The sequence below is a fragment of the Curtobacterium sp. VKM Ac-2889 genome (assembly GCF_015350855.1).
GTDB classification, from domain to species: domain Bacteria; phylum Actinomycetota; class Actinomycetes; order Actinomycetales; family Microbacteriaceae; genus Curtobacterium; species Curtobacterium poinsettiae.
On sequence record NZ_JADKSC010000001.1, the window covers coordinates 12,767 to 34,058 of the forward strand.

Sequence of the window (21,292 nt, forward strand, 5' to 3'; positions counted from 1 at the left end):
GTTATCAGCGGGTGGCGCGCAGCCTCGCCAGCTGCTTCAGGACCCCGGTCAGTGCCGCCGGGTCGGCGATGCGGTACCCGGCCCGGGTCTCGCCCGGTCCGACCTTCACCCCGACGTCGCCGTCGCCGAGCACGCGGAAGGCGTCCTCGTCGGTGACGTCGTCGCCGGCGAAGAACACCGCGTCGGCGCCGTGCAGGTCGCGGAGCCGGGCGATGGCGTCACCCTTCGTGACGTGCCGCACCGCGAACTCGACGATGTCCTTGCCACCGCGCTCGAGCACCTCGGGGTCGGCCTCGTGCGCAGCACGGCTCGCCGCCGCGTCCGCCTCGGCTGCGACCTCGGCGGAGACACGTCGGGTGTGCACCCCGTGCCCGGCGGGCTTGTGCTCGATGACGACGCCCGGGAACCGTGCCCCGACCTCGTCGAGCGCCGCACCGATCCGTGCGACACGATCGACCTCGTCGTCCGTCAGCGCGGCCTCGTCGTGGCCGTCCACGCGCCACTCGACGCCGTGCGAGCCGACGAGCGCCATGTCCTCGGGCGCGTGGGTCACCTCGGCGAGGCTGCCGAGGGGACGCCCGGACACCAGCACCACCTCGGTGTCCTTCGCGCGGTGCAGGGTCAGCACCGCCGCCCACGAGCCGGGCAGCGCCCCGACCTGCGACGGGTCGTCGGCGAAGGGGGCCAGCGTGCCGTCGAAGTCGAGGGCGACGATGAGTCGCGGCGCAGCCGCGAGCGTCTCGAGGGCCGCGTCGATGGCGGACTGGTCGGTGGTGGTCTCAGTCATCACGTGCCTCCCGGGTGTCCTCGGCAGCCCTGGCGGACTGGGCGTCCTGGTCGAAGATCGACATGTTGTCGGTCTGCGCCTCACGGTGCTGCTCGCGCGGGTCGGCGGCGGACGGGTCGATCTGGGCGTTCCGCGGCGCGTGGCGGTCGAGCGCCTCGAGGAACGAGCGCGACCAGCGCGCAACGTCGTTGTCGCGGACCCGCTTGCGGAGCGCACGCATGCGCGTCGACCGCTCGCGACGCGGCATCTGGATCGCACGTTCGATCGAGTCCTTGAGCGCACCGATGTCGTGCGGGTTGACGATCACGGCCTGCTTGAGTTCGTCGGCTGCCCCGGCGAACTCGGACAGGATCAGCACGCCGTCGTTGTCGAACCGGGCGGCGACGTACTCCTTCGCGACGAGGTTCATGCCGTCCCGCAGCGCCGTGACGAGCATGATGTCGGCGGCCAGGTACAGCGCCACCATCTCCTCGCGCGGGTAGCCGTGGTGCAAGTACGAGATCGGCTGGTGGCCGATGACACCGAGGTCGCCGTTGATGCGGCCGACGCTCAGCTCGATCTCGTCGCGGAGCGCCGCGTACGAGTCGACACGCTCGCGGCTCGGGCTCGCGACCTGGATGAGGGTGGCGTCCTCGACCGCGATGCGGCCGTCCTCCACCAGCTCACCGAAGGCCTTGATGCGGTGCCGGATGCCCTTGGTGTAGTCGAGCCGGTCGACGCCGAGCAGCACCGTCTTGGGGTTGCCGAGGCTCGCGCGGATCTCCCGCGCACGCTCCTGCACCTCGGGCTTGCGGGCGATCGCCTCGAAGCTCTCGGCGTCGATCGAGATCGGGAAGTGCCGTGCCTCGACGTGACGGACCGTGATGCCCTTTCGGCTGCGCGGGGCGGCCGGGTCGTCGACGGGGACGTCGATCGTGGTGCCCTTGGTCGTGTAGCCCTTGATGTGCCGCACCGCGCGCAGGAAGTCGCTGGCGTCGTCGTGACGCTGGAAGCCGATGACGTCGGCGCCGAGCAGCCCGTCGAGGATCTGCGCACGCCACGGCAGCTGTGCGTAGATGCCGACCGGCGGGAACGGGATGTGGTTGAAGAAGCCGATCGTCAGGTCGGGACGCTTCGCCCGGAGCAGGGCCGGCACGAGCTGCAGCTGGTAGTCCTGCACCCAGACGATGCCGTCCTGCTCGACGATCTCGGCGATCTGCTCGGCGAAGCGCTCGTTGACCCGCTTGTACGCGTTCCACCAGTCGCGGTGGTAGCTCGGGTGCTCGATGACGTCGTGGTACAGCGGCCAGAGCGTGTCGTTGCTGAAGCCCTCGTAGTACTCCTCGACGTCGTCGTCGGAGAGCGGCACGGGCACGATGTGGATGCCCTCGTTGTCGAACGGTGCCACCTCGACCTCGGCCTGCCCCACCCAGCCGACCCAGGCTCCGTCGTTCGCGCGCATCACGGGTTCGAGGGCGGTGACGAGGCCGCCGGGCGAGTGCCGCCAGCCTTCGTTGCCGTCCTGGTCGACGACGCGGTCCACCGGGAGACGGTTGGAGGCGACGACGAACGAGTAGCGGGTCTGTTCGGTGCGGTCTGCAGGCATGGGGTGGTGTGATCTCCGTTCCGCCCGGCCGGAGCCGGGTGCGTCGGGTGCGTCGGTGCGTCGGCCGGCGTGGTGTGCCGGGTCCGGCGTGCTGCGCCGGGTGCGCTGCCGAAGTTACCAGCGTGGGGACAGCACATTCACGGGCGATCGGCGGTTCCGCTACGCTGCAGGCACGTGTCGGGGGGACACGGGTGCTGGAGTGCGGCGCCGGCCTCCCGGTCGGAGAGGACCCCCAGCCGTGAGCGAGAACCCGCCCAATCAGCCCGTCCCGCCGTCGCAGCCCGGCGGCCAGCCCGGCGGCCAGCCCGGCCCCGGCCAGCCAGCTTGGAACGGCCAGCCCGCCTGGCAGCAGCAACAGCAGCCTGGAGGCCCGCAGCAGTGGCCGGGTCAGCCCGCCCCCGCCGCGCAGCCGTCCGATGCGTTCGGTCGCTTCCTGCGGTCCGTGTCCGGTCGCGACTGGCTGGCGGCCGTCCTCGCCGCCGTCGGCGGCTGGGTCGCGGCCTACGTCGTCGCGGGGCTCTCCCTGCTCATCACCGTCGGGCTGCTCGCGTCCGGCGGCAGCGGTTCGGCCGCTCCGTCCACCGGGTCCGGCACCGACCTCGGCGCGGGTCAGGCCCCCGACGTGGAGTCCCTGCTCTCCGGCGTGAGCGTCCTGCTCGGTGCGCCGGCGCAGCTCGTCGCCCTCGCCGACCTCGGCCGGCTGCACCTGTCCGGGTCGATCGGGTTCCTCGGTTCCGGATCGGGCTCGCTCGCCGTGGTGCCGGCGCTGGTGCTCGCCGCGCAGGTCGTGCTGGCCGTCGTGCTCACCCGGCGGATCCGCAGCCGTGCACTCGGTCGCTCCCAGGTGCTCGTCGCCGCGGTGGTCTCCGGTCTGGTGACCACGGTGCTCACGAACGTCGCAGCCGCACTGTTCGCGATCCGGTTCCCGTCGGTGTCCGGTGCGGTCATCGAGCCGGTGCACGCCGTCGGTGTCGGCAGCATCCTCGGGGCGTTCGTCATCGGTGCCCTGGCGGCGCTCCTCGCTCGGCCCTCCGTGCTCGCCGGTCGCAGCGTCTTCGCCGCCCGTCTGCTCGGCACGCTCCGCGTCGCCGCGTCGCAGCTGACGGTCCTCGTCGTGCTGGTCGCCGTCGTCGTCATCGTCGTCGCGCTCATCGCCCAGCCCTCCTACGGCTCCGCACTGCCGCTGTTGCTCGGCAACGTCGCGATCGGGCTCACGGCGCTCGGGTTCTTCGGTGGTGTGGGCACGTCCGGCTTCGGGTCCGCCAGCGACACCGCCTCGGTGTTCGGCGGAGCGGGTGGCTGGACCTGGCTCGTCGTGCTGTTCGTCGTCGTCACCTCGATCATGGCCGGGCTCGCACTCGCCGTCCGCCGCAACGACCGGATGCGCTCGACGCTGGACTGGGTCGTCACGCCGCTCGTGTGGTTCGCACTCGGCCTGCTGTTCTTCGTCCTCGGCACCGGGGTCGTCTCGTACCAGGTGAGCAGCACGAGTTCGGTGGACGGGTCCGGGTCGATCGGCATCGCGCCCTGGACGCCGATCGTCTTCGCCCTGTGGGGTGGCGCGATCGAGGTCGTCGCCCGGTACCTGGCTCCGGTGCTCCTGCCCCGTCTCGGCGGTGCCGTGGTGCTCCGCACGTCGCGTGTGGTCGGGGCGGACCCCCGCCCCGTGGTGCCGCAGGCGTTCCCGGCCGCAGCCCCCGCCGACACGGGCATGCCCGCTGCCCCGGCGGCTCCCGCCGACCAGACCGTTCCCGGTGCGCCTGCCGCGCCCGGTGTGCCGGATGCTCCCGGTGCATCGGGTGTTCCGGCGGCTGCCGGCGATCCGGCTGCCGCCGCGTGGACCACTCCCCCGGCCGCCGACCAGCAGGCGCCGTACCCGCCGTCCGGGTCCGCCCCGCAGTCCGCGTACGGGTCGCAGCCGCCCTACGGCGCGGGCAACCTGCCGCCCTACGGGGCGCAGCCGGCGTCCGGTGGTCAGCCGGCGTACGGGTCGCAGCCGTTCATCGGCGGCGGCGCCCCGGCCCCCGCCCCGATGTCCCCGCGGGCCAAGAAGATCCTGGTCCGTTCGCTCATCGCCGGCGGTGCCGTGATCGTGGTCGTCGTCGCGGGTGCGGTCACGACGAGCGTCCTCCGCGCCAACGTGTGGGGCCCGGCCCCGACGGTCAAGTCGTACGTGCAGGCCATCGCCAGCGGTGACGCCGACACCGCCGCCGACCTGAGCGACGTGCCGGACGACGCCGCGATGCTCGACACGAAGGTGCTGCGGAGCGCGAAGGACCGTCCGTCCGACATCCACGTCGGGCGGGTCGCCCAGACCGGGGACTCGGCGATCGCCACCCTGAGCTACACGCAGGACGGCAAGAACCGCTCCGGTCAGGTGACGTTGCGCCGGACCGGCACCTCGTTCCTGGTGAAGGACGAGTGGCGTGTCACGCAGCCGCTCGCCCAGCAGGTGACCCTGACGGCGTCCGAAGTGCTCGAGGGTGCACCGGTGACCGTCGGCGGCAAGGAGATCGGGAAGATCAGCGACGGCAAGTTCACGTCCCTCGCCTACCCCGGCAGCTACGAGGTCTCGGTCGGCGGGTCGAAGTACTTCACCGGCGGCACCGAGAAGGTGAGCGTCGGGGCGGTCTCGTCCGGCTACGTCGACTTCGCGCCGAAGGCCACCAAGGCCCTCGAGCAGGACGCCGAGCAGTACGTGTCCGACCTGATCGACGACTGCGCCGAGAAGACCGAGCTCCGCGCCCTGAGCGGCTGCCCCTGGTACGGACCGTACGACGCCGACGGCGGCGTGCGGTACGACGTCACGTCGATGCCCGAGCTGGAGGTCGAGGCATCACGCTCCGGCACCGTGATGGTGACGAGCACGAAGGACGGGAGCGTCTCGTACGACTACAAGTCCTACCTCGGTGACAAGAAGCGCGGCGAGGACTCGTTCAGCGTGAGCGAGTACCTGAAGGTCGAGGACGGCAAGCTCGTCTCGGCGTACTGAGCAGGAGCCGACTGATCGGCTCAGGCTGAACGGGAGTCGCTGCACCGACTCCCCGGCACCACGACGGCCGACCCGCGATCCTCGCGGGTCGGCCGTCTCAGTAGGCTGACGGACATGGTCAGGACACGGGCGTGGTGCAAGGGCGACACGGTCGAGCGGGACTTCCCCGTCGACCGGATCTCCGACCTCGTCGCGGACCCGGACACCTTCGTGTGGATCGACCACACCGACCCGACGTCGGCCGACCTCGAGCAGATCGAGGAAGAACTCGGGATCCACGCCCTCGCCGTCGAGGACGCCGTCGAGCACGGCCAACGCCCGAAACTCGACCGGTACCGGGACAGCCTGTTCCTGGTCGTCTACGACGTGGGCGGTACGGACGACGCCGGCAACCTGATCACGCACGAGGTCAAGGCGTTCGTGACGGAACGCGCCCTCGTCACGATCCACGGGTCCGACGTCGACACCGCCCGGATGGAGCACCGTCTGAGCGCGAACGCCGACATGGCCGGACACGGCGTGCCGTGGCTGGTGTGGGCGCTGCTGGACGCCGTCGTCGACCGGGCCACCGACACCGTCGAGGACCTGGAGCGGCAGATCGATGCGCTCGAGGACGACCTGTTCGAGCCGGGCGATCCCCGTGAGCAGCAGGTCCAGCGACGGTCGTTCCGGCTCCGCAAGACCCTCGGGGTGCTCCGGCGGCTGGTCGTGCCGACGCGGGACAGCGTCGCGTCGTTGCTGCACGGCGACGCGGAGACGATCTCGAACGGCATCCGGCCCTACTTCCGCGACGTCGAGGACCACCTCGTCTCGATCGCCGACTCGGTCGAACAGCTCCGCGACGCCGTGTCGAGCGTGCTGGAGACGACCCTGAACCTGGCATCGAACCGGCAGAACACCGTGATGAAGAAGGTCACGAGCTGGGCGGCGATCATCGCGATCCCGACCGGGGTGACGAGCTTCTTCGGGCAGAACGTCGCGTTCCCGGGCGAGGGCGCCTGGAGCGGACTCTGGGCGTCGCTCGCGATCATCACCGCGTCGTCGCTCGTGCTCTACCGCGTCTTCAAGACCCGCGACTGGCTCTGAGCGACGGCCCCGCCCGCGTCAGAGGGCGAGCGCCAGGACCCCGGCGACGACGGTGAGCGGCGCCACGATGCACCCGAGCGCCATGTACCGGCCCCACGACAGGTGCACACCCTCGGCCGACAGCCGTGCGTGCCACAGCAGCGTCGCGAGCGAGGCCCACGGCGTGATGAGGCAACCGGCGTTCACACCGATCAGCAGTGCCGCGTACCGCAGGGCCTCGTGCCCGGCAGCTGGTTCGAGCACCAGGTACGCCGGCAGGTTGTCGATGCCGTTGGCCGCCACCGCGCCGGCACCACCGAGCAGCAGCAGCGGCCCCGTGCCGGTTCCACCCTGCAGCGCGTGCACGATCGGGTCGGTGATGCCGGTCGTGTGGAGCGCCTCGACCACCACGAAGAGCCCGGCGGCGAACACCAGGGTGGACCACGGCACGCGGGACACCCGGAGCTCGGACGGCGACCGGAAGGCCGCGACCACGACGAGCACCACGGCGGCCAGGACCGCGGCGATCCACACGGTCACCCCGGCGGTCAGGGCGACGACGAGCGCGACGAGCACGGCGGAGGCAGCCCAGAAGGACACCGGGTCGCTCGGCTTGCGGACGGACACCGGCGTGTAGCGGCCGAAGAGCTTGCCCCGGAACACCACCAGCAGGACGACGCACGGCACGACCACACCGGCGACCGCGGGCCAGGCCATCAGTCCGGCGAAGGCCAGCGGGCCGGCGAGCCCCATCCGGTCGACGGCGAGCAGGTTGGTCAGGTTGGACACCGGCAGCAGCAGCGACGCGGTGTTCGCGAGCCAGACGGTGGTCAGCGCGAACGGCATCGGGGGCAGACCCACGCGCCGTGCGAGCGAGATCACGATGGGGGTGAGGAGCACCGCGGTGGTGTCGATCGACAGGAAGACGGTGCAGAGGACGGCGAGCACGACGACCGCGCCCCAGAGGCCGATGGTGCGCCCGCCACCGACCCGGGCGGCGACGTCGGCGAGGCGGTCGAAGACCCCGGCGTCCGCAGCGAGCTCGGCGACGATCGTCAGCCCGAGCACGAACCCGAGGACCGGCAGGACCCGGTCGGCGAGCACGGCGAGGTCGTCGAGGGGCAGCAACCCGAACACGACGCAGACCGCGCCGACCACGAGCAGGGCCGCTCCGATGACCGCTTGACGCACGAACGCTCCTTCACCCGGTGCCGCGGCCGGGTGACCGGCGGCGCTCCAATGTACGGGCCGGTAGCGTTGTCAGCACGACGACAGGAGGCCTCTGTGCGCAAGTTCATGTTCAACGGTGCGGTGTGGAGTTCGCTCATCAGCGGCTACAGCGTGCTGCAGACCACCCGACAAGGACCGCGTGACTGGCGGCTCGCGCTGACCTGGGTCGCGTGGATCGCCACCACCATCGTGGCCATCGGCACGGTCGTCGAGGACGACCGCGCCGTCAAGGCGCGCCAGTAGGTCGGAAGGCCGAAGGGGCCGCGGTCGCGACCCACTGACGGACGGACGGACGGGCGCGCCCCGCTCAGCGGCGACGCGAAGCGTTGCGCGGGGCGCGCCGACCGAGCCTGCGAGGGAGGCGTGCCAGCTGGCACCGGGCCTCCCGTCCGTCTTCCGTGCCGTCCACGGCAACCGGTGCCGCAACCGGGTCAGCGCTCGGAATCCGGGATGCCGGAGGTCTGGATCGGTCCGGTGAAGAGCGCTCCGCGCTCGTCGTCGCCGAACAGCTGCGAGTCGCCCTCGGTCGCGCGACCGCGTCCGCGTCGGCGCAGGGCCGGTGCGGTCGGCTCGGTGAGCTGCACCCGCTGGACCGGCAGGGCATCCGGGTGGGTGCGCTGGATCCACTCGACCATCTCCTCGCGGACGTAGCAGCGCAGGTCGAACAGGCCGCCGGCGTCCGGCGCCGTCACGAGGATGCGGACGCGGACCAGTCCCCCGACGGCGTCGGTGACCTGGAGCACCTTGACCCGGCGGTCCCAGATCGTCGACGTCTCGAGGATCCGGTCGAGCTCGGCGCGCATGTCGGCCGGGCTCACCCGCCAGTCGAGGTCGAACTCGACGGCGCCGAGGAGCTCGCTGCCGGTCCGCGTCCAGTTCTCGAACGGGGTGCTCGTGAAGTACGTCGACGGCAGCACGAACCGCCGGTCGTCCCACAGGTGCACGACGACGTAGGTCAGCGTGATCTCCTCGATCCGCCCCCACTGCTGCTCGACCACGACGACGTCGTCCACCCGGATCGACCCGGAGAAGGCGAGCTGCATGCCGGCGAACACGTTGCCGAGTGTGGACTGCGCGGCGAGGCCCGCGACGACGGAGATGAGGCCGGCGCTGGCGAGCACGCTCGCGCCCGCCGCCTCGACCCCGTCGAAGGTCAGCAGGATCGCTCCGACGGCGATGATGACGAGCAGGGCGACCGTGAGCCGACGGATGATGAGCACCTGGGTGCGGATGCGGCGCGCCTGCCGGTTGTCGGGCACGTCGATGCGGAAGCGGTGCAGCCCGAGGTCCTCGAGGAAGATCGCGACGTGGCACGCGAGCCAGCAGCCGACCGCGATCGTGACGATGAGGAAGCCGTGCACGACCTCGTCCCGCCACGGGTAGGCGTCGGGGTCCCGCGGGATGCTCGAGGTGAACGCGATCCAGAGCAGCACCACCAGCAGCACGGTCCGGAACGGGTGCTTCGTCCGGCGAGAGAGCACGCCGGCCCAGCGTTCCCGGCGCGCGACCGCCCGCAGGACCAGGTGCAGGACGAGGGCGACGACGGCGGTGACGAGCAGGGCGAACCCGGTCGCGACGAGCAGTCGGAGGAGGATGTCCATCCCTCCATGCAAGCAACGGACGACGGCCGTCGTTCAGGTTCGGGCCGCCGTCGGCTGTGCGGACGTTCAGCAGCTTCCGTTCGTCGGAACGGGGGTTTGCGTGACGGCCCGGTCCGGAGCGCATGTAGGTTGTCGCGCATGACAGCGCAGAACGACACGGGTGTGAACCGAGCGCCGGCGAACGACTTCTCGCACGAGCAGGAGGGCTACCAGCACGGTCTGAAGCCCCGGCAACTGCAGATGATCGCGATCGGCGGCGCGATCGGAACCGGGCTCTTCCTGGGTGCCGGCGCACGACTGCACACCGCGGGCCCCGCGCTCGCGCTGACGTACCTGGTCGCCGGCGTCTTCGCCTTCTTCATCCTGCGTGCACTCGGCGAGCTCGTGCTGCACCGGCCGTCCTCGGGGTCCTTCATCTCGTACGCCCGAGAGTTCTACGGCGAGAAGTTCGCGTACGCGGCCGGCTGGATGTACTTCCTGAACTGGGCGATGACCTCCATCGTCGACACCACCGCCGTCGCGATCTACCTGCAGTACTGGTCCGCCTTCACCGCGGCGCCGCAGTGGCTGCTCGCACTGATCGCCCTGATCGTCGTCCTCGCGGCGAACATGGTCGCCGTGAAGGTGTTCGGCGAGCTCGAGTTCTGGTTCGCCCTGATCAAGGTCGCCGCGCTGGTGGCGTTCCTGGTCGTCGCGATCGTCTGGCTCGTCTTCGCGTTCCCCGTCGAGGCCGGTGGCGAGGCCGTCCGGACCGGGTTCACGATCTGGGGTGACAACGGCGGGCTGTTCCCGAAGGGGCTGCTCCCCGCGGTGATCGTGATCCAGGGCGTCGTCTTCGCCTACGCCGCGATCGAACTCGTCGGCACGGCATCGGGTGAGACGCAGAACGCCGAGAAGGTCATCCCGCGTGCGATCAACTCCGTCGTCTTCCGCATCGCCGTGTTCTACGTCGGGTCGATCGTCCTGCTCTCCCTGCTGCTGCCGTACACCTCGTACAAGGACGGCGAGAGCCCGTTCGTGACGTTCTTCTCGTCGCTCGGCAACCCGCACGTCGGCGCGATCGTCGGCGGCATCATGAACTTCGTCGTGCTCACCGCCGCGTTGTCGTCGCTGAACGCGGGCCTGTACTCGACCGGCCGGGCGCTGCACTCGATGGGCATGAACGGGTCCGCGCCGAAGTGGACCACGAAGATGTCGAAGGGCGGTGTGCCGTACGCCGGCATCCTGCTCACGGCGGCCTTCACCGTCGCGGGTGTCGTGCTCAACTACTTCGTCCCGAAGCAGGCGTTCGAGATCGCGCTGAACATCGCCAGCCTCGGCATCATCACCGCGTGGGGCACGATCATCCTGTGCCAGATGCGGCTGCGCCAGTGGGCCAAGCAGGGTCTGGCGAAGGAACCCTCGTTCAAGCTGCCCGGCGCTCCGGTCACCGCCTGGCTGACCCTGGCGTTCCTCGCCTCGGTCATCGTCCTGATGGCGATCGACTACCCGGTCGGCACGTACACGATCGCGTCCCTCGTGGTCATCATCCCGCTGCTCATCGTCGGCTGGTTCCTGCAGCGCGACCGCATCCTGCGCATCGCCGCCCTGCGCGAGGGCGTCACGGGTCCGTACCCGATCGGCGTCCGCAACCCGGCTGCCCAGGTCCGCCGTGACGACGACCGGAACGGAGACGGGGTCTAGCACGCCCCGGTTGTCCCCGGAACGCAAGGCCGCACCGCGCGATCACGAACGGTCCGGCACCCGTCGCTACCATCAGCGGGTGCCGGACCGTTCTGTTTCCCCCACCCTCGACCTGCAGCTCAGCTGGCGGGGCGCGTTCGGACGCCTCCGGGTGTTCGCGGACCGGCTCGAGGCCGAGACCGACTACCAGCGCGAGGCGCGCACGGTGGTGCCGATGGACGCCGTGCAGGGGTGGCGCCTCGGACCGTGCGACGAGGACGCGGTCTGCGTCGAGTTCGTCGCGGAGCAGGAGACCTACCGGGTGCTGCTCGACACCCCGGACGAGCAGCTCGCTGCGCTGGCGATCCGGAAGGTGCTCGGGCCCCCGCTGGAGTCCTGAGGACGCAGGGTCAGTCGTCGGTGTCGACACGGTCGGTGACGACCTCACCGGAGCCGGCGTCGATGCGCACGCTGTGCTTCGTGCCGGACGAGTCGAGCACGTCGCCCTCCCAGACCACCGTGCCGACGTGGTCGTCGAGCCCGAGCTCGGTGACGGTCCCGGCGTGCAGGTCCTGGAAGGCGTCGACGGCCTGCTTGACGCTCAGGTCGGCGGCTGCGACGAAGCGCTCGTGCTCGGCCGTGTCGTCCGCGTCGCCGGCTTCGGTCTGCGGGGTGCCGGCGACCGAGGTGCCGTCGGCGTTCGTGTGCACCTCGTGCTCGGTGCCGTCCTTCGTCACGACGAGGACCTCGTAGGCGGAGGCGCCCTGCTCCTGCTCGACCGAGATGACGGTGCCCGAGCCGACCTCGCCGCGTGCGGTGGCGACCGCTGCGAGCAGGGCCTTGTTCGAGCCGACCGCCGCCGCGCCGGGCGAGGACGAGCCGTCGCCGCTGCCGCTGCCGGTGCCGCTGCCGCTGCCGGCGGAGTCCGTGGCCGACGAGCCGACCGAGCCGGAGCCGGCCGAGCCCGTGTCGTCGTCGGAGTCGTCGCTGGCGCAACCGGTGAGGGCGAGTGCCGCCACGATCGGCAGGGCGGCGAACGCGGCGATGCGGCGGGCGGCGGGCTTCTGGTGCTGGGTGCGGAAGTTCATGTGACGAGCATCTCGTCGGGGTGCTGAAGCAGGCCTGAAGCGACCTGTTCAGCCGCCGAGTGCGATGCGGACGACGAACCGGGCGCCGCCGAGCGGCGACGCGACGACGGTCGCGTCACCACCGTGCGCACGGACGGCGTCCCGCACGATGGCGAGTCCGAGGCCCGCGCCGCCCGCATCGCGGCTGCGGGCCTCGTCGAGACGGACGAACCGCTCGAAGACGCGTTCCCGCTCGCCCTCGGGCACGCCGGCGCCGTCGTCGTCCACCGTGAGCACCGCCGACCCGTCGTGCTCGGTGAGCGAGACTGCGACGCGGGTGCTCGCGTGCCGGACGGCGTTGTCGACGAGGTTCCGGACCACTCCGGCCAGCACGCGCTCGTCGCCGAGGACCCGCGCCGCCGAGATCGCCGAGCCGTCCACCCGGACCGCGCGCACGGCGCCGTCCGGTCCGGACCAGGCCCCGGCCTCTGCCCCGGTCGTGGCCCGTGCTCGTGCGCGGGCCACGGCGTCGAGGGCGAGGTCGTCGAGGTCGACGGGGCGCCGTGCCCGGATCCCGCCCTCGTCGAGGCGGGAGAGCTCGAGGAGCCCGGCGACGAGGTCCTGCAGGCGCACCGCCTCGGACCTGACGACGTCGGCGAGGTCGGCCACGTCGGAGCGTTCCGGGTGGGCGACGGCGACCTCGGCGTGCTGCCGGATCGACGCGATCGGTGACCGGAGCTCGTGGGAGGCGTCGGAGACGAACCGCCGCTGGCTCTCCGCGGACCGGTCGAGGCGGTCGAGCATCGCGTTCATCGTCGTCGCGAGCCGCGCGACCTCGTCACCGGTGTCCGGCACCTCGACCCGGGCGTCCGGGTGGGCGGCACGGATCGTCTCGACCTCGGTGCGCATCCGCTCCACGGGCCGCAGCGACCGCCCGGTGACGGCCCAGGTGACCGCCACCAGCAGCAGCACGAGCACGGGCACCCCGACGGCGAGGAGCGCGACGGCGGTGCGGACCGCGGTGTCGGCCTGGTCGAGCGAGGCGCCGTAGACGAGCGTCGCCTCGCCGCCGCCCGGCAGGTCCACGTCGTCCGCGACGAGCAGCCACCGTTCACCGTCGTGGGACCACCGGGACTCGTCGGCGGTGGGCAGGGCGTCGCCGTCGGCGTCCTCGCCGTGCGCCAGGACCGCTCCGCCGTCGCCGATCACCTGCACCAGGACGTCCTCGTAGTCGGTGACCGCGGACGCGCCGTCCGCCTCGACCCGGGAGGACACCTGCTCGAGCCCGGCCTCGGCCGAGGTGCGCACGCCGTCGAGCAGCACGAGCCGCAGCACGACGACGAACGCCACCGCGCCGATGACCAGGGCCGCGAGCACGACGAGCCCCGCGCCGAGGGTGGTCCGGGCGCGGACCGACCGGAAGCGCCGTGGTCGGGTCGGCGCGCCGGGACGCGTGCCCGGGCTCGACCCGTCAGCCACCGTCGGCCGCCAACCGGTACCCGGCGCCGCGGACCGTCTCGATCGCGGCACGCCCGAAGGGCCGGTCGAGCTTCCGGCGGAGGTGCCCGACGTACACCTCGACGATGTTCGGGTCCCCCTCGAAGTCGACGTCCCAGACGTTCTCGATGACGTCCCGCTTCGACCGCACCTGCCCCGGGTGCCGTGCGAGGTACTCGAGCACGGCGAACTCGCGGCTGGTCAGCTCGACCTGGGTCCCGCCCCGGGCCACGGTGCGCGCCGCGGGGTCGACCACCAGGTCGCCGAGCGTCAGCACCGTGGGGCGCTCCCGTGCGCCGCGGCGGACGAGCGCCCGGAGCCGGGCGACGAGCACCGGGTGCGAGAACGGCTTCGTGACGTAGTCGTCGGCCCCCGCGTCGAGTGCCTCGACCTGGTCCCACTCGCCGTCCTTCGCGGTCAGCATCAGCACGGGGGTCCAGTCACCGTCGGCACGGAGCTGGGCGCACACGGCCCAGCCGCTCAGGCCGGGCATCATCAGGTCGAGCACGATCGCGTCGTAGCGGAACTCCCGCGCGTGCCACAGGCCGTCCACGCCGTCGTTCGCGACGTCGACCGCCCACCCCTCGGCCTCGAGCCCGCGGCGCACCCCGTCGGCGAGCCGGACCTCGTCGTCGACCACCAGCACACGCATGGCACCGATCCTGCCGTGTCCCGCTGAAGCAGGGCTGAAGCGGGCCGCGATGGTGGCCAGGGGCGGACGGGAGGCCCGTGGCGGCACCGCCACGCGCCTCCTGTCCGGCGGTGGTCCGGACCAGGGCCGCGCGGCCCGCCTGCGCGGGCTCAGACCAGCAGCAGGATCCCCGCGATGACGGAGGCGACGGCGATGGCGAGCGCGACGAGCAGGAGCACGAGGTGCACCGTGTAGAACGTCGTCGGCTTGCCGGCGGCGTCACGGGCACGCGTGTCCTTCGCGACGCGCTGGAAGAAGCGCGGCCAGGTGATGACGTTGAACACGGCACCGAGGAACAGGACGACTGCGGCGAAGACGAGCACGGTCCGATCCTAGACAACCCACGACCGGGACGAGACCGGGCAGGTGGTGCTCGGCCGCCCCCAACGCGGCCGAGTCCCGACCCGGCGAGGCCACAGGATCTGTAGCACTTGCTACAGACTGTACACGGCATGCCCCACAGCGTCGAGCACCGAACGGCTACGCGGTCTCGAGGGCGGCCTCGGCATCGGCGAGGACGGCACGCTCCGACTCGGTCAGGGACGCCCGTGCACCGCGGACCCCGTCGTTGATCTCGACGATGCGGCGGCTGAGGAGCGTCGCGGGGTCGTCGGTCGGCGGGTAGGCGTTGTCCACCCCGAGCCGCTCGCGCAGGGGCGCCAGACGCTGCAGCGCGGCGTCCACCCTGCGGGCACGGCCTCGGCGCGAGATCCGGTGCCCGAACACGAGCAGGAGCATCCCGGACGCCACGCACAGCACCGCTCCCGGCGTGGTGACGTCGTAGGGCAGCGAGAGCGCGTGCGTGACCTGCAGGTCGCCGACGACGTGGGCGACGTCCATCACGACGACCACGACCATGCGGACGACCCCGAGGACACCGCCGAGGATCAGGACCCACAACCCCACCAGGTCCGTGGTCGTCCGGGCCTCACGCAGGCGCAGCACGCAGATGAACCCCGTCGCGCCGAGTGCCACACCGAGGTAGACGGTCTGCGCGATCGAGTAGACCGTGGCCGCCGGGTGCGAACCGGCGTCGAGCATGAAGGTCGTCGTGGTCGCGGGCTTGTCGAGCACGGTGAACGCGACGAGGACCACCACGACCACCACCACGAAGGACACCAGGACCGCGTTCCGGAGCCAGGGTCGTGCCGCCCCGACCGCCTTCGCCACGCCCCACAGCAGCGTGCTCGTGCCGGCCACCATGAGGCAGTCGCTGATCACGGTCACGACGTTGAACCCACCGAGCCGCGGATCGAGCCAGCGGTACAGCGGGTCGACGTTCGTGACGATGGTGGCGGCGAAGAGCAGGAACGTGAACGCGAGGGTGCGGTCCTGCCCGCGCTGCAGGACCAGCAGCACGATCGTCCCGACGAGGAGCAGCACCGCCTGGACGACGGCGATGATCACCCGAAGACCCCGCGGAAGGCACTCGGGCGGCCGCGGTGCTGGCGGATCACGGTGGCCAGGCGGTCGGCGAAGACCTCGGCCTCGTGCTCGTACGTGTTCGAGAACAGCCCACGGGCCAGCGCCCGTTCGACCTTGTACTCGGGCAGGTCGGGGATGACGTCGCGGATGTACGCGCTCTGCGGGGCGTGCTCCTGGTGCCGGTGCAGGACGTGGCCGAGCTCGTGGCCGATGACGAACGACCGGAAGGTCGGCGACGCGGTCGGCGAGATCATCACGAGGTGCGCGTGGTCGAGCGTGGCCACGAAGCCGCAGACGGGCTCGGCAGCCAGGAACGACTCCTCGCGCACCACGATCGGCTTGCCGACGACGTCGGCCGCGGCAGCGACGGCCTGGTCGACGTCCGACCAGCCCTCTGCCGCACCACGAGCCCAGAACGCATCGACGAGCGCGTCGGTCATGCGACGCTCCCCCGCTGCGATTCCTCCTCGAGCACCTCGGCGATGCGTCGGAGCGCGTCGGGCGACAGTTCGCCGGGGAAGGTCCGCGCCGCGAAGCCGCTCACGCGGGCGGACCGCAGGGACCGGACGAGGGCGAGCTGGGCGCCGATGCGTTCCGGTACCTCGCTGTCCTCGAGCAGGAAGCGTTCGTCGACCTCGAAGAACCCGGCCAGCAGGCGCAGGAGCTCGGTGTCGCGGTTGCGGCGGCCGTCGCCGGAGAGCATGTAGGTCCACTTGGCCCGGGACAGGGACCCGCCGTGGGCCGCGACGTACTCCTCGATCGAGGCGAACGGCACCGGGGCACCGCGCTGGGACTCCTCGAAGTCGAGGAGCAGGTTGAGGCGGCGTGCGAGCTCGGCGGCGTCGAGCGCCCCGCCCTTCAGATCACCCGTGTCCATCTCGGACTCCTCCCCAGCCGTGTCCGCGCGGGGTGTCGGTCCGGCGCGTGGACGCCATGCTAGCGCGGACACCCGACACCGCGCCGTTACCCTCGTGGGCATGCCCCGCCGCTTCCCCGCCACCGTCGCGGCACGCATCGAGCACGAGATCGTCATCACGAAGTCGCGCTTCATCACCACCGTGGCGCCCGTGTCCGGCGTCGAGGACGCCGACCGCGTGATCGCCGAGGTCCGCCGACGGTACTGGGACGCCCGGCACAACTGCACGGCGATGGTCACGGGCGTGCTCGGCGACCAGGCCCGCTCCTCGGACGACGGGGAACCCTCGGGCACGGCCGGCGTCCCGATGCTCGAGGTCCTGCGCCGCCGCGACCTGACCGACGTCGTCGTGGTCGTCACGCGCTACTTCGGCGGGGTGAAGCTCGGCGCGGGCGGGCTCGTCCGGGCCTACTCGACCTCGGTCTCCGAAGCGCTCGACACCGCCGTGCCCGTTCGTCGCGAGGCCCTGACGCAGGTGCGCTTCGACGTCGACCACGCCGATGCCGGGCGGCTCGACAACGTGCTGCGCGACTGGGTCCGGCACCACCACGCCACGCTCCGCCCGACCGAGTACGGGCAGGCGGCGACCTTCGAGGTGTGGGTCCCCCACGACGCGCTCGGGGCGCTGACCGCAGACCTCGCCGCGGCGTCGGCCGGCGCGCTCGAACCCGTCGTCGGCGAGGAACGGATCGTCGACGTGCCAACCGGCTGACGTCCGGTCCGACCGAAGCCCGGTCCGGACTGACTTCTGCGCTCCGGCGCACCTCGGGCGTGTCCAGGTGCCGGAGCGCGAAGACCCCTGCAACGCACGAACGCCCCGACTCGATGAGCCGGGGCGTTCGTCCTGCGGTGCACCCCCTCGGACTTGAACCGAGAACCCACTGATTAAGAGTCAGTTGCTCTGCCAATTGAGCTAGAGGTGCATGTTCCGGCTTCCGTGCCGCAACGGGAATCAACAATAGCATGGGTTTCGCGCGCCCACGACCACTCGCGGGCGCACGACGCGAACAGGAGCACCATGACCGACCGTCTCGTCCCCGGCGACACCGCCCCCGACTTCACGCTGCCCGACCAGGACGGCGTCCAGCACTCCCTGGCCGCCCTGCGCGGCAAGAAGGTCATCGTGTACTTCTACCCGGCGGCCTCCACCCCGGGCTGCACCACCGAGGCCTGTGACTTCCGCGACAACATGTCCTCGCTGCAGGCCGCCGGCTACGAGGTGCTCGGCGTCTCGAAGGACGACCAGGCGAAGCTCAAGACGTTCCAGCACGAGCAGGCGCTGACCTTCCCGCTGCTGAGCGACCCCGACCTCGCCGTGCACAAGGCGTACGCGGCCTGGGGCGAGAAGAACAACTACGGCAAGATCGTCACCGGCACGATCCGCTCCACGATCGTGGTCGACGAGGACGGCGCCGTGCAGCTGCCGCTCTACAACGTTAAGGCCACCGGGCACGTGGCGAGCCTGCGGAAGAAGCTCGGCCTGGTCTGAGAGCCGGCCACGCACCGGAGGCCCGGTGCCGGTTCCGAGAACCGGCACCGGGCCTCCGGTGTGTGGCGGACCAGACCGTCTACTCGACCGGGCGCGCGAGCGCGGCCGTCACCGACCGCGACAGCACCAGCGTGATGCCGAGCAGGGCCGGGATGAGCAGCACCCAGCCGACCGCGGCGACCCGGAAGACGCCCTGGAACGCCCCGATCGCGATGGCGCCCTGCAGGACCTGCCAGACGATGATGCCCGAGCGCACCCACGACCGGCCGTGCCACAGGCCGTTCAGCAGCGCACCGAGCCAGAGCGCAGCGATGGCGACGAGGACGGTGAGGGCGATGCCCGACGCGATGCTCGTGGCCGGCGCGACGAGCAGTTCGACGACCAACACGACGGTCACGACCACCAGTGCGAGGAACTCGAGGCCGACCACGACGAGCAACCCCAGCATCGCTGGCGACCGGCGCGCGACGGGGGCGGAGGGTTCGGTGTCGTTCGGGGTGTCGTCGTGCACAGTGATCCTCCAGCATCGGAACCCTTGATTTGGCCCTACCAGTATGGAACGATATTGGAGGTCGTTTGGACGGCACGATGTGGTGTGCGTCTCCCGTGGTTCATCGCTCCTCCCCCGAGCGTCTCGCGGGCGTCAGATTCGCTTCATGCGGACTCCTCCCCACAGTTGTCCCCTCCATGCCGCATGCATGGTCAGCGTTCCGATCCCCCGAACCACGGCCCCGGCCTGCCGTTCGAGCATCGACATCAAGGAGCACCACACATGGACTGGCGTGACAAGGCTGCCTGCCTCACCGCAGACCCCGAGCTCTTCTTCCCCGTCGGGAACACCGGGCCCGCCGTCGACCAGATCGAGAAGGCCAAGTCGGTCTGTGCGCGTTGCACGGTCACCGAGATGTGCCTGCAGTACGCACTCGAGAACAACCAGGACTCGGGTGTCTGGGGTGGTCTCAGCGAGGACGAGCGTCGTGCGCTGAAGCGTCGCGCCGCTCGCGCCCGCCGCGCGTCCTGACCCCGGTCGTCTGACACCACGACGCCCGTCGTCCCTTCGGGGACGGCGGGCGTCGTGGTGCGCGCGGGGATCGGCATGCGCGGGGGTCGTCATGCAAAACACCGGTGTTCACGCATCGAACACCGGGACACGGGTGTTCGTCCGGTGAACACCGGTGTTGTGCGGCGCTCGGACTAGGCGGCGGGGGCGGTCAGCCAGCGGAACGGGATGCTGATCGTCACCTCGGTGCCGCTGCCCGTCAGCGTGTGCCAGTCGATGGTGCCGCCGAGCTCACCCTGGATGAGCGTGCGGACAATCTGCGTCCCGAGGCCCGACCCGACCTTGCCCTCGGGGAGCCCGACGCCGTTGTCGCGGACCTCGATCTCCAGGTGGTCGTCGAAACGGCGGGCGACGATCTCGACCTCGCCGTCGCGGCCGTCCAGCCCGTGCTCGACGGCGTTCGTCACGAGTTCGGTGAGGCCGAGGGCGAGCGGCGTCGCGGCCTCGGAGGGCAGCACCCCGAACTCACCGGTCTTCTTCGGGTGCACGGTCGTGTTGTGCGACGCGGCGACCTCGGTGACCAGCTTGAGGACCGAGTCGAACACCTCGTCGAAGTCCACCGTCTGGCTGAGGCCGCTCGACAGCGTGTCGTGCACGACGGCGATGGCGGCGACACGGCGCATGGCGTTCTGCAGCGAGGTCCGCGCTTCGTCCGAGTGTGTGCGTCGTGCCTGGATCCGCAGCAGGGAGGCGACGGTCTGCAGGTTGTTCTTCACGCGGTGGTGGATCTCGCGGATCGTGGCGTCCTTGGTGATGAGCTCGCGCTCCTGGTGCCGCAGCTCGGACACGTCGCGGCACAGCACGATGGCACCGATGCGCTCACCGTGGTCGCGGAGCGGGATCGAGCGGAGCGACACTGTGACCCCCTTCGACTCGATGTCGGCCCGCCACGGCGCCCGGCCGGTGACCACGAGCGGCAGGGACTCGTCGACGTCGAGCTGGGCGCCGATGAGCTCGGTGGTGACCTCGGCGAGGGACTTCCGCTCGAGTTCCCCCTCGAAGCCCATCCGGTTGAAGGCGCTCAGGCCGTTCGGGCTCGCGAACGTCACGGTGCCGGCGGTGTCCAGGCGCAGCAGGCCGTCGCTGGCGCGGGGCGCCCCACGGCGGGGGCCCGCCGGTGCGCCGAGGTCGGGGAAGTCACCGGTCGCGATCATGCCGAACAGGTCGTTCGCGCTCGCGGTGAAGTTGAGCTCCTGGCGGCTCGGGGTCCGCATCTCGTCCTGGTTGGAGTGCCGGGTCACGACGGCGATCGGCCGTTCGGTGGTCTCGGCGCTCTTCGGGCTCAGGCGGCGGAGCACCGGGATCGCGCGGACGCGGGTCGGGGTGTCCTCGTACCAGTCCGGCTCGGCGGAGTCGACGACGCGGGAACCAGCGAAGCTCTCGGTCACCTGGCCGCGCCACTCCTCGCGGATCTCCTGCCCGACGATGTCCCGGTAGAACAGCGTCGCCGCGGAGCTCGGGCGGGCGTGCGCGACGGCCACGAACGAGCCGTCCTCGGCGGTCGGGACCCAGAGCACCATGTCGGCGAAGGACAGGTCAGCGAGGAGCTGCCAGTCCCCCACGAGCAGGTGGAGCCACTCCACGTCTGCTTCCGAGGAACGGCCTTGCGCGAGGACGAGGTCACTGAGGGTCGACACCCAGCCAGTCTAGGTCCGCCGCCTTGTGGAGAACGTCGCCCTCTCCACAGGGGAGACAGCGTTGTATTTCGTATGTCGTACGCCCCATACGCTCGCTCCAACGACGGAAGGGGCAGGGGTGGCAGAGCAGGCACGCCGCATCGATCACGAGACGACGGCGGTGCACCCACCGCCCCTGCGGATCGTGGAACCGGCACCGGAACCAGCCGCGGCGTCCGGTCCCCCGGAGCCCGAGTCGACCGCTCGGGCGCTCGGGCGCTGCGTCGCCGAGGTGCTCACCGGGGCACGCGAGGTCGACAGCATCGCCCGGTGGATCAGCGACGACGTGCAGCGACACCTGCAGCAGCGGGCCGCGGTGGCGGCGCACGCCCGGGGATCCGGCCAGCGGGCCCGAGGGCGCCCGGTGCTCCGGGTCGGCAGCGTCCGGGTCTGCCGCCCCGCGGACGGCGTCGCAGAGGCAACGGTCATCGTGCACACGCGCAGCCACGCGCGAGCGGTCGCGATGCGGCTCGAGACGCGGCACGGTCGGTGGCAGGCGACCGCCATCGGCGTCCTGTAGGCGCGCCCGCTGCCGACCTGGAGGCCCGT

The 21,292-nt window shown here is 71.4% G+C and carries 22 protein-coding genes and 1 tRNA gene; 9 read left to right on the plus strand and 14 right to left on the minus strand.

Features of this window, described 5'->3' with window-relative positions:
• Positions 1–4: 4 nt before the first annotated feature.
• The gene (otsB, locus tag ITJ50_RS00060) at positions 5–787 is read right to left on the minus strand and encodes a trehalose-phosphatase (RefSeq protein WP_017888839.1); all 783 of its coding nucleotides are present in this window, start codon (positions 785–787) and stop codon (positions 5–7) included.
• Positions 780–2,372, minus strand: coding sequence for an alpha,alpha-trehalose-phosphate synthase (UDP-forming) (gene otsA / locus ITJ50_RS00065; RefSeq protein ID WP_017888838.1), 1,593 nt, complete (start codon positions 2,370–2,372; stop codon positions 780–782). The genes otsB and otsA overlap by 8 nt, the downstream gene beginning before the upstream one ends.
• Positions 2,373–2,610: 238 nt before the next feature.
• Here otsA and ITJ50_RS00070 point away from each other — a divergent pair, with 238 nt between their 5' ends.
• Together ITJ50_RS00070 and ITJ50_RS00075 are read left to right on the plus strand one after the other, a co-directional pair.
• Positions 2,611–5,364, plus strand: a complete 2,754-nt coding sequence (locus tag ITJ50_RS00070; protein ID WP_194589656.1) for a hypothetical protein — start codon at positions 2,611–2,613, stop codon at positions 5,362–5,364.
• 114 nt (positions 5,365–5,478) lie between these two features.
• On the plus strand, positions 5,479–6,450 hold the full coding sequence (locus ITJ50_RS00075) for a magnesium transporter CorA family protein (protein ID WP_042538769.1): 972 nt from the start codon (positions 5,479–5,481) through the stop codon (positions 6,448–6,450).
• A gap of 18 nt (positions 6,451–6,468) precedes the next feature.
• Here the strand turns inward: ITJ50_RS00075 and ITJ50_RS00080 are convergent, their stop codons facing one another.
• Positions 6,469–7,620: an SLC13 family permease gene (locus ITJ50_RS00080; RefSeq protein WP_042538770.1), complete on the minus strand. Its 1,152-nt coding sequence runs from the start codon at positions 7,618–7,620 to the stop codon at positions 6,469–6,471.
• A 93-nt stretch (positions 7,621–7,713) separates the two neighbouring features.
• Here ITJ50_RS00080 and ITJ50_RS00085 point away from each other — a divergent pair, with 93 nt between their 5' ends.
• A complete protein-coding gene (locus ITJ50_RS00085) occupies positions 7,714–7,902 on the plus strand; it encodes a hypothetical protein (RefSeq protein ID WP_042538771.1) in 189 nt (62 codons plus the stop codon).
• Between the two features lie 188 nt (positions 7,903–8,090).
• Here ITJ50_RS00085 and ITJ50_RS00090 read toward each other — a convergent pair whose 3' ends face one another.
• Entirely contained in the window at positions 8,091–9,260 is a 1,170-nt protein-coding gene (locus tag ITJ50_RS00090; protein ID WP_056070955.1) for a mechanosensitive ion channel family protein, read from the minus strand.
• Positions 9,261–9,398: 138 nt separating this feature from the next.
• Here ITJ50_RS00090 and ITJ50_RS00095 point away from each other — a divergent pair, with 138 nt between their 5' ends.
• The gene (locus ITJ50_RS00095; RefSeq protein WP_017888832.1) at positions 9,399–10,943 is read left to right on the plus strand and encodes an amino acid permease; all 1,545 of its coding nucleotides are present in this window, start codon (positions 9,399–9,401) and stop codon (positions 10,941–10,943) included.
• Positions 10,944–11,022: 79 nt separating this feature from the next.
• On the plus strand, positions 11,023–11,322 hold the full coding sequence (locus tag ITJ50_RS00100; protein WP_042538775.1) for a hypothetical protein: 300 nt from the start codon (positions 11,023–11,025) through the stop codon (positions 11,320–11,322).
• A 10-nt stretch (positions 11,323–11,332) separates the two neighbouring features.
• Here ITJ50_RS00100 and ITJ50_RS00105 read toward each other — a convergent pair whose 3' ends face one another.
• From ITJ50_RS00105 to ITJ50_RS00135, 7 genes are all read right to left on the minus strand, one after another.
• Positions 11,333–12,010: a PepSY domain-containing protein gene (locus ITJ50_RS00105; protein WP_194589657.1), complete on the minus strand. Its 678-nt coding sequence runs from the start codon at positions 12,008–12,010 to the stop codon at positions 11,333–11,335.
• A gap of 48 nt (positions 12,011–12,058) precedes the next feature.
• Entirely contained in the window at positions 12,059–13,468 is a 1,410-nt protein-coding gene (locus ITJ50_RS00110) for a sensor histidine kinase (RefSeq protein WP_159556632.1), read from the minus strand.
• Complete coding sequence (locus tag ITJ50_RS00115) at positions 13,461–14,138, minus strand: response regulator transcription factor (RefSeq protein WP_017888828.1); 678 nt, start codon at positions 14,136–14,138, stop codon at positions 13,461–13,463. The genes ITJ50_RS00110 and ITJ50_RS00115 overlap by 8 nt, the downstream gene beginning before the upstream one ends.
• A 149-nt stretch (positions 14,139–14,287) precedes the next feature.
• Positions 14,288–14,500, minus strand: coding sequence for an SCO4848 family membrane protein (locus ITJ50_RS00120; protein WP_017888827.1), 213 nt, complete (start codon positions 14,498–14,500; stop codon positions 14,288–14,290).
• A gap of 157 nt (positions 14,501–14,657) precedes the next feature.
• Positions 14,658–15,584: a hypothetical protein gene (locus ITJ50_RS00125; RefSeq protein ID WP_194589658.1), complete on the minus strand. Its 927-nt coding sequence runs from the start codon at positions 15,582–15,584 to the stop codon at positions 14,658–14,660.
• Entirely contained in the window at positions 15,581–16,042 is a 462-nt protein-coding gene (locus ITJ50_RS00130; RefSeq protein WP_159556636.1) for an ImmA/IrrE family metallo-endopeptidase, read from the minus strand. Before ITJ50_RS00130 ends, ITJ50_RS00125 begins: the two co-directional genes overlap by 4 nt.
• The gene (locus ITJ50_RS00135; RefSeq protein WP_017888824.1) at positions 16,039–16,479 is read right to left on the minus strand and encodes a hypothetical protein; all 441 of its coding nucleotides are present in this window, start codon (positions 16,477–16,479) and stop codon (positions 16,039–16,041) included. Before ITJ50_RS00135 ends, ITJ50_RS00130 begins: the two co-directional genes overlap by 4 nt.
• Positions 16,480–16,579: 100 nt before the next feature.
• Between ITJ50_RS00135 and ITJ50_RS00140 the strand changes: the two genes are divergently transcribed.
• On the plus strand, positions 16,580–17,230 hold the full coding sequence (locus ITJ50_RS00140) for a YigZ family protein (protein ID WP_228499959.1): 651 nt from the start codon (positions 16,580–16,582) through the stop codon (positions 17,228–17,230).
• 138 nt (positions 17,231–17,368) lie between these two features.
• Here the strand turns inward: ITJ50_RS00140 and ITJ50_RS00145 are convergent.
• Positions 17,369–17,441: transfer RNA gene (locus tag ITJ50_RS00145), tRNA-Lys, on the minus strand.
• A 95-nt stretch (positions 17,442–17,536) separates the two neighbouring features.
• On the opposite strand from ITJ50_RS00145, the gene bcp reads away from it, so the two are divergent.
• Complete coding sequence (bcp, locus tag ITJ50_RS00150) at positions 17,537–18,007, plus strand: thioredoxin-dependent thiol peroxidase (RefSeq protein WP_042538782.1); 471 nt, start codon at positions 17,537–17,539, stop codon at positions 18,005–18,007.
• 79 nt (positions 18,008–18,086) lie between these two features.
• Here the strand turns inward: bcp and ITJ50_RS00155 are convergent, their stop codons facing one another.
• The gene (locus ITJ50_RS00155) at positions 18,087–18,518 is read right to left on the minus strand and encodes a hypothetical protein (protein WP_017888821.1); all 432 of its coding nucleotides are present in this window, start codon (positions 18,516–18,518) and stop codon (positions 18,087–18,089) included.
• A 261-nt stretch (positions 18,519–18,779) separates the two neighbouring features.
• Here ITJ50_RS00155 and ITJ50_RS00160 point away from each other — a divergent pair, with 261 nt between their 5' ends.
• A complete protein-coding gene (locus ITJ50_RS00160; RefSeq protein ID WP_017888820.1) occupies positions 18,780–19,028 on the plus strand; it encodes a WhiB family transcriptional regulator in 249 nt (82 codons plus the stop codon).
• 173 nt (positions 19,029–19,201) lie between these two features.
• On the opposite strand, the gene ITJ50_RS00165 is transcribed toward ITJ50_RS00160, so the two are convergent.
• A complete protein-coding gene (locus ITJ50_RS00165) occupies positions 19,202–20,704 on the minus strand; it encodes a sensor histidine kinase (protein WP_042538784.1) in 1,503 nt (500 codons plus the stop codon).
• Between the two features lie 118 nt (positions 20,705–20,822).
• Between ITJ50_RS00165 and ITJ50_RS00170 the strand changes: the two genes are divergently transcribed.
• Complete coding sequence (locus ITJ50_RS00170) at positions 20,823–21,263, plus strand: Rv3235 family protein (protein ID WP_194589660.1); 441 nt, start codon at positions 20,823–20,825, stop codon at positions 21,261–21,263.
• Positions 21,264–21,292 lie beyond the last annotated feature (29 nt).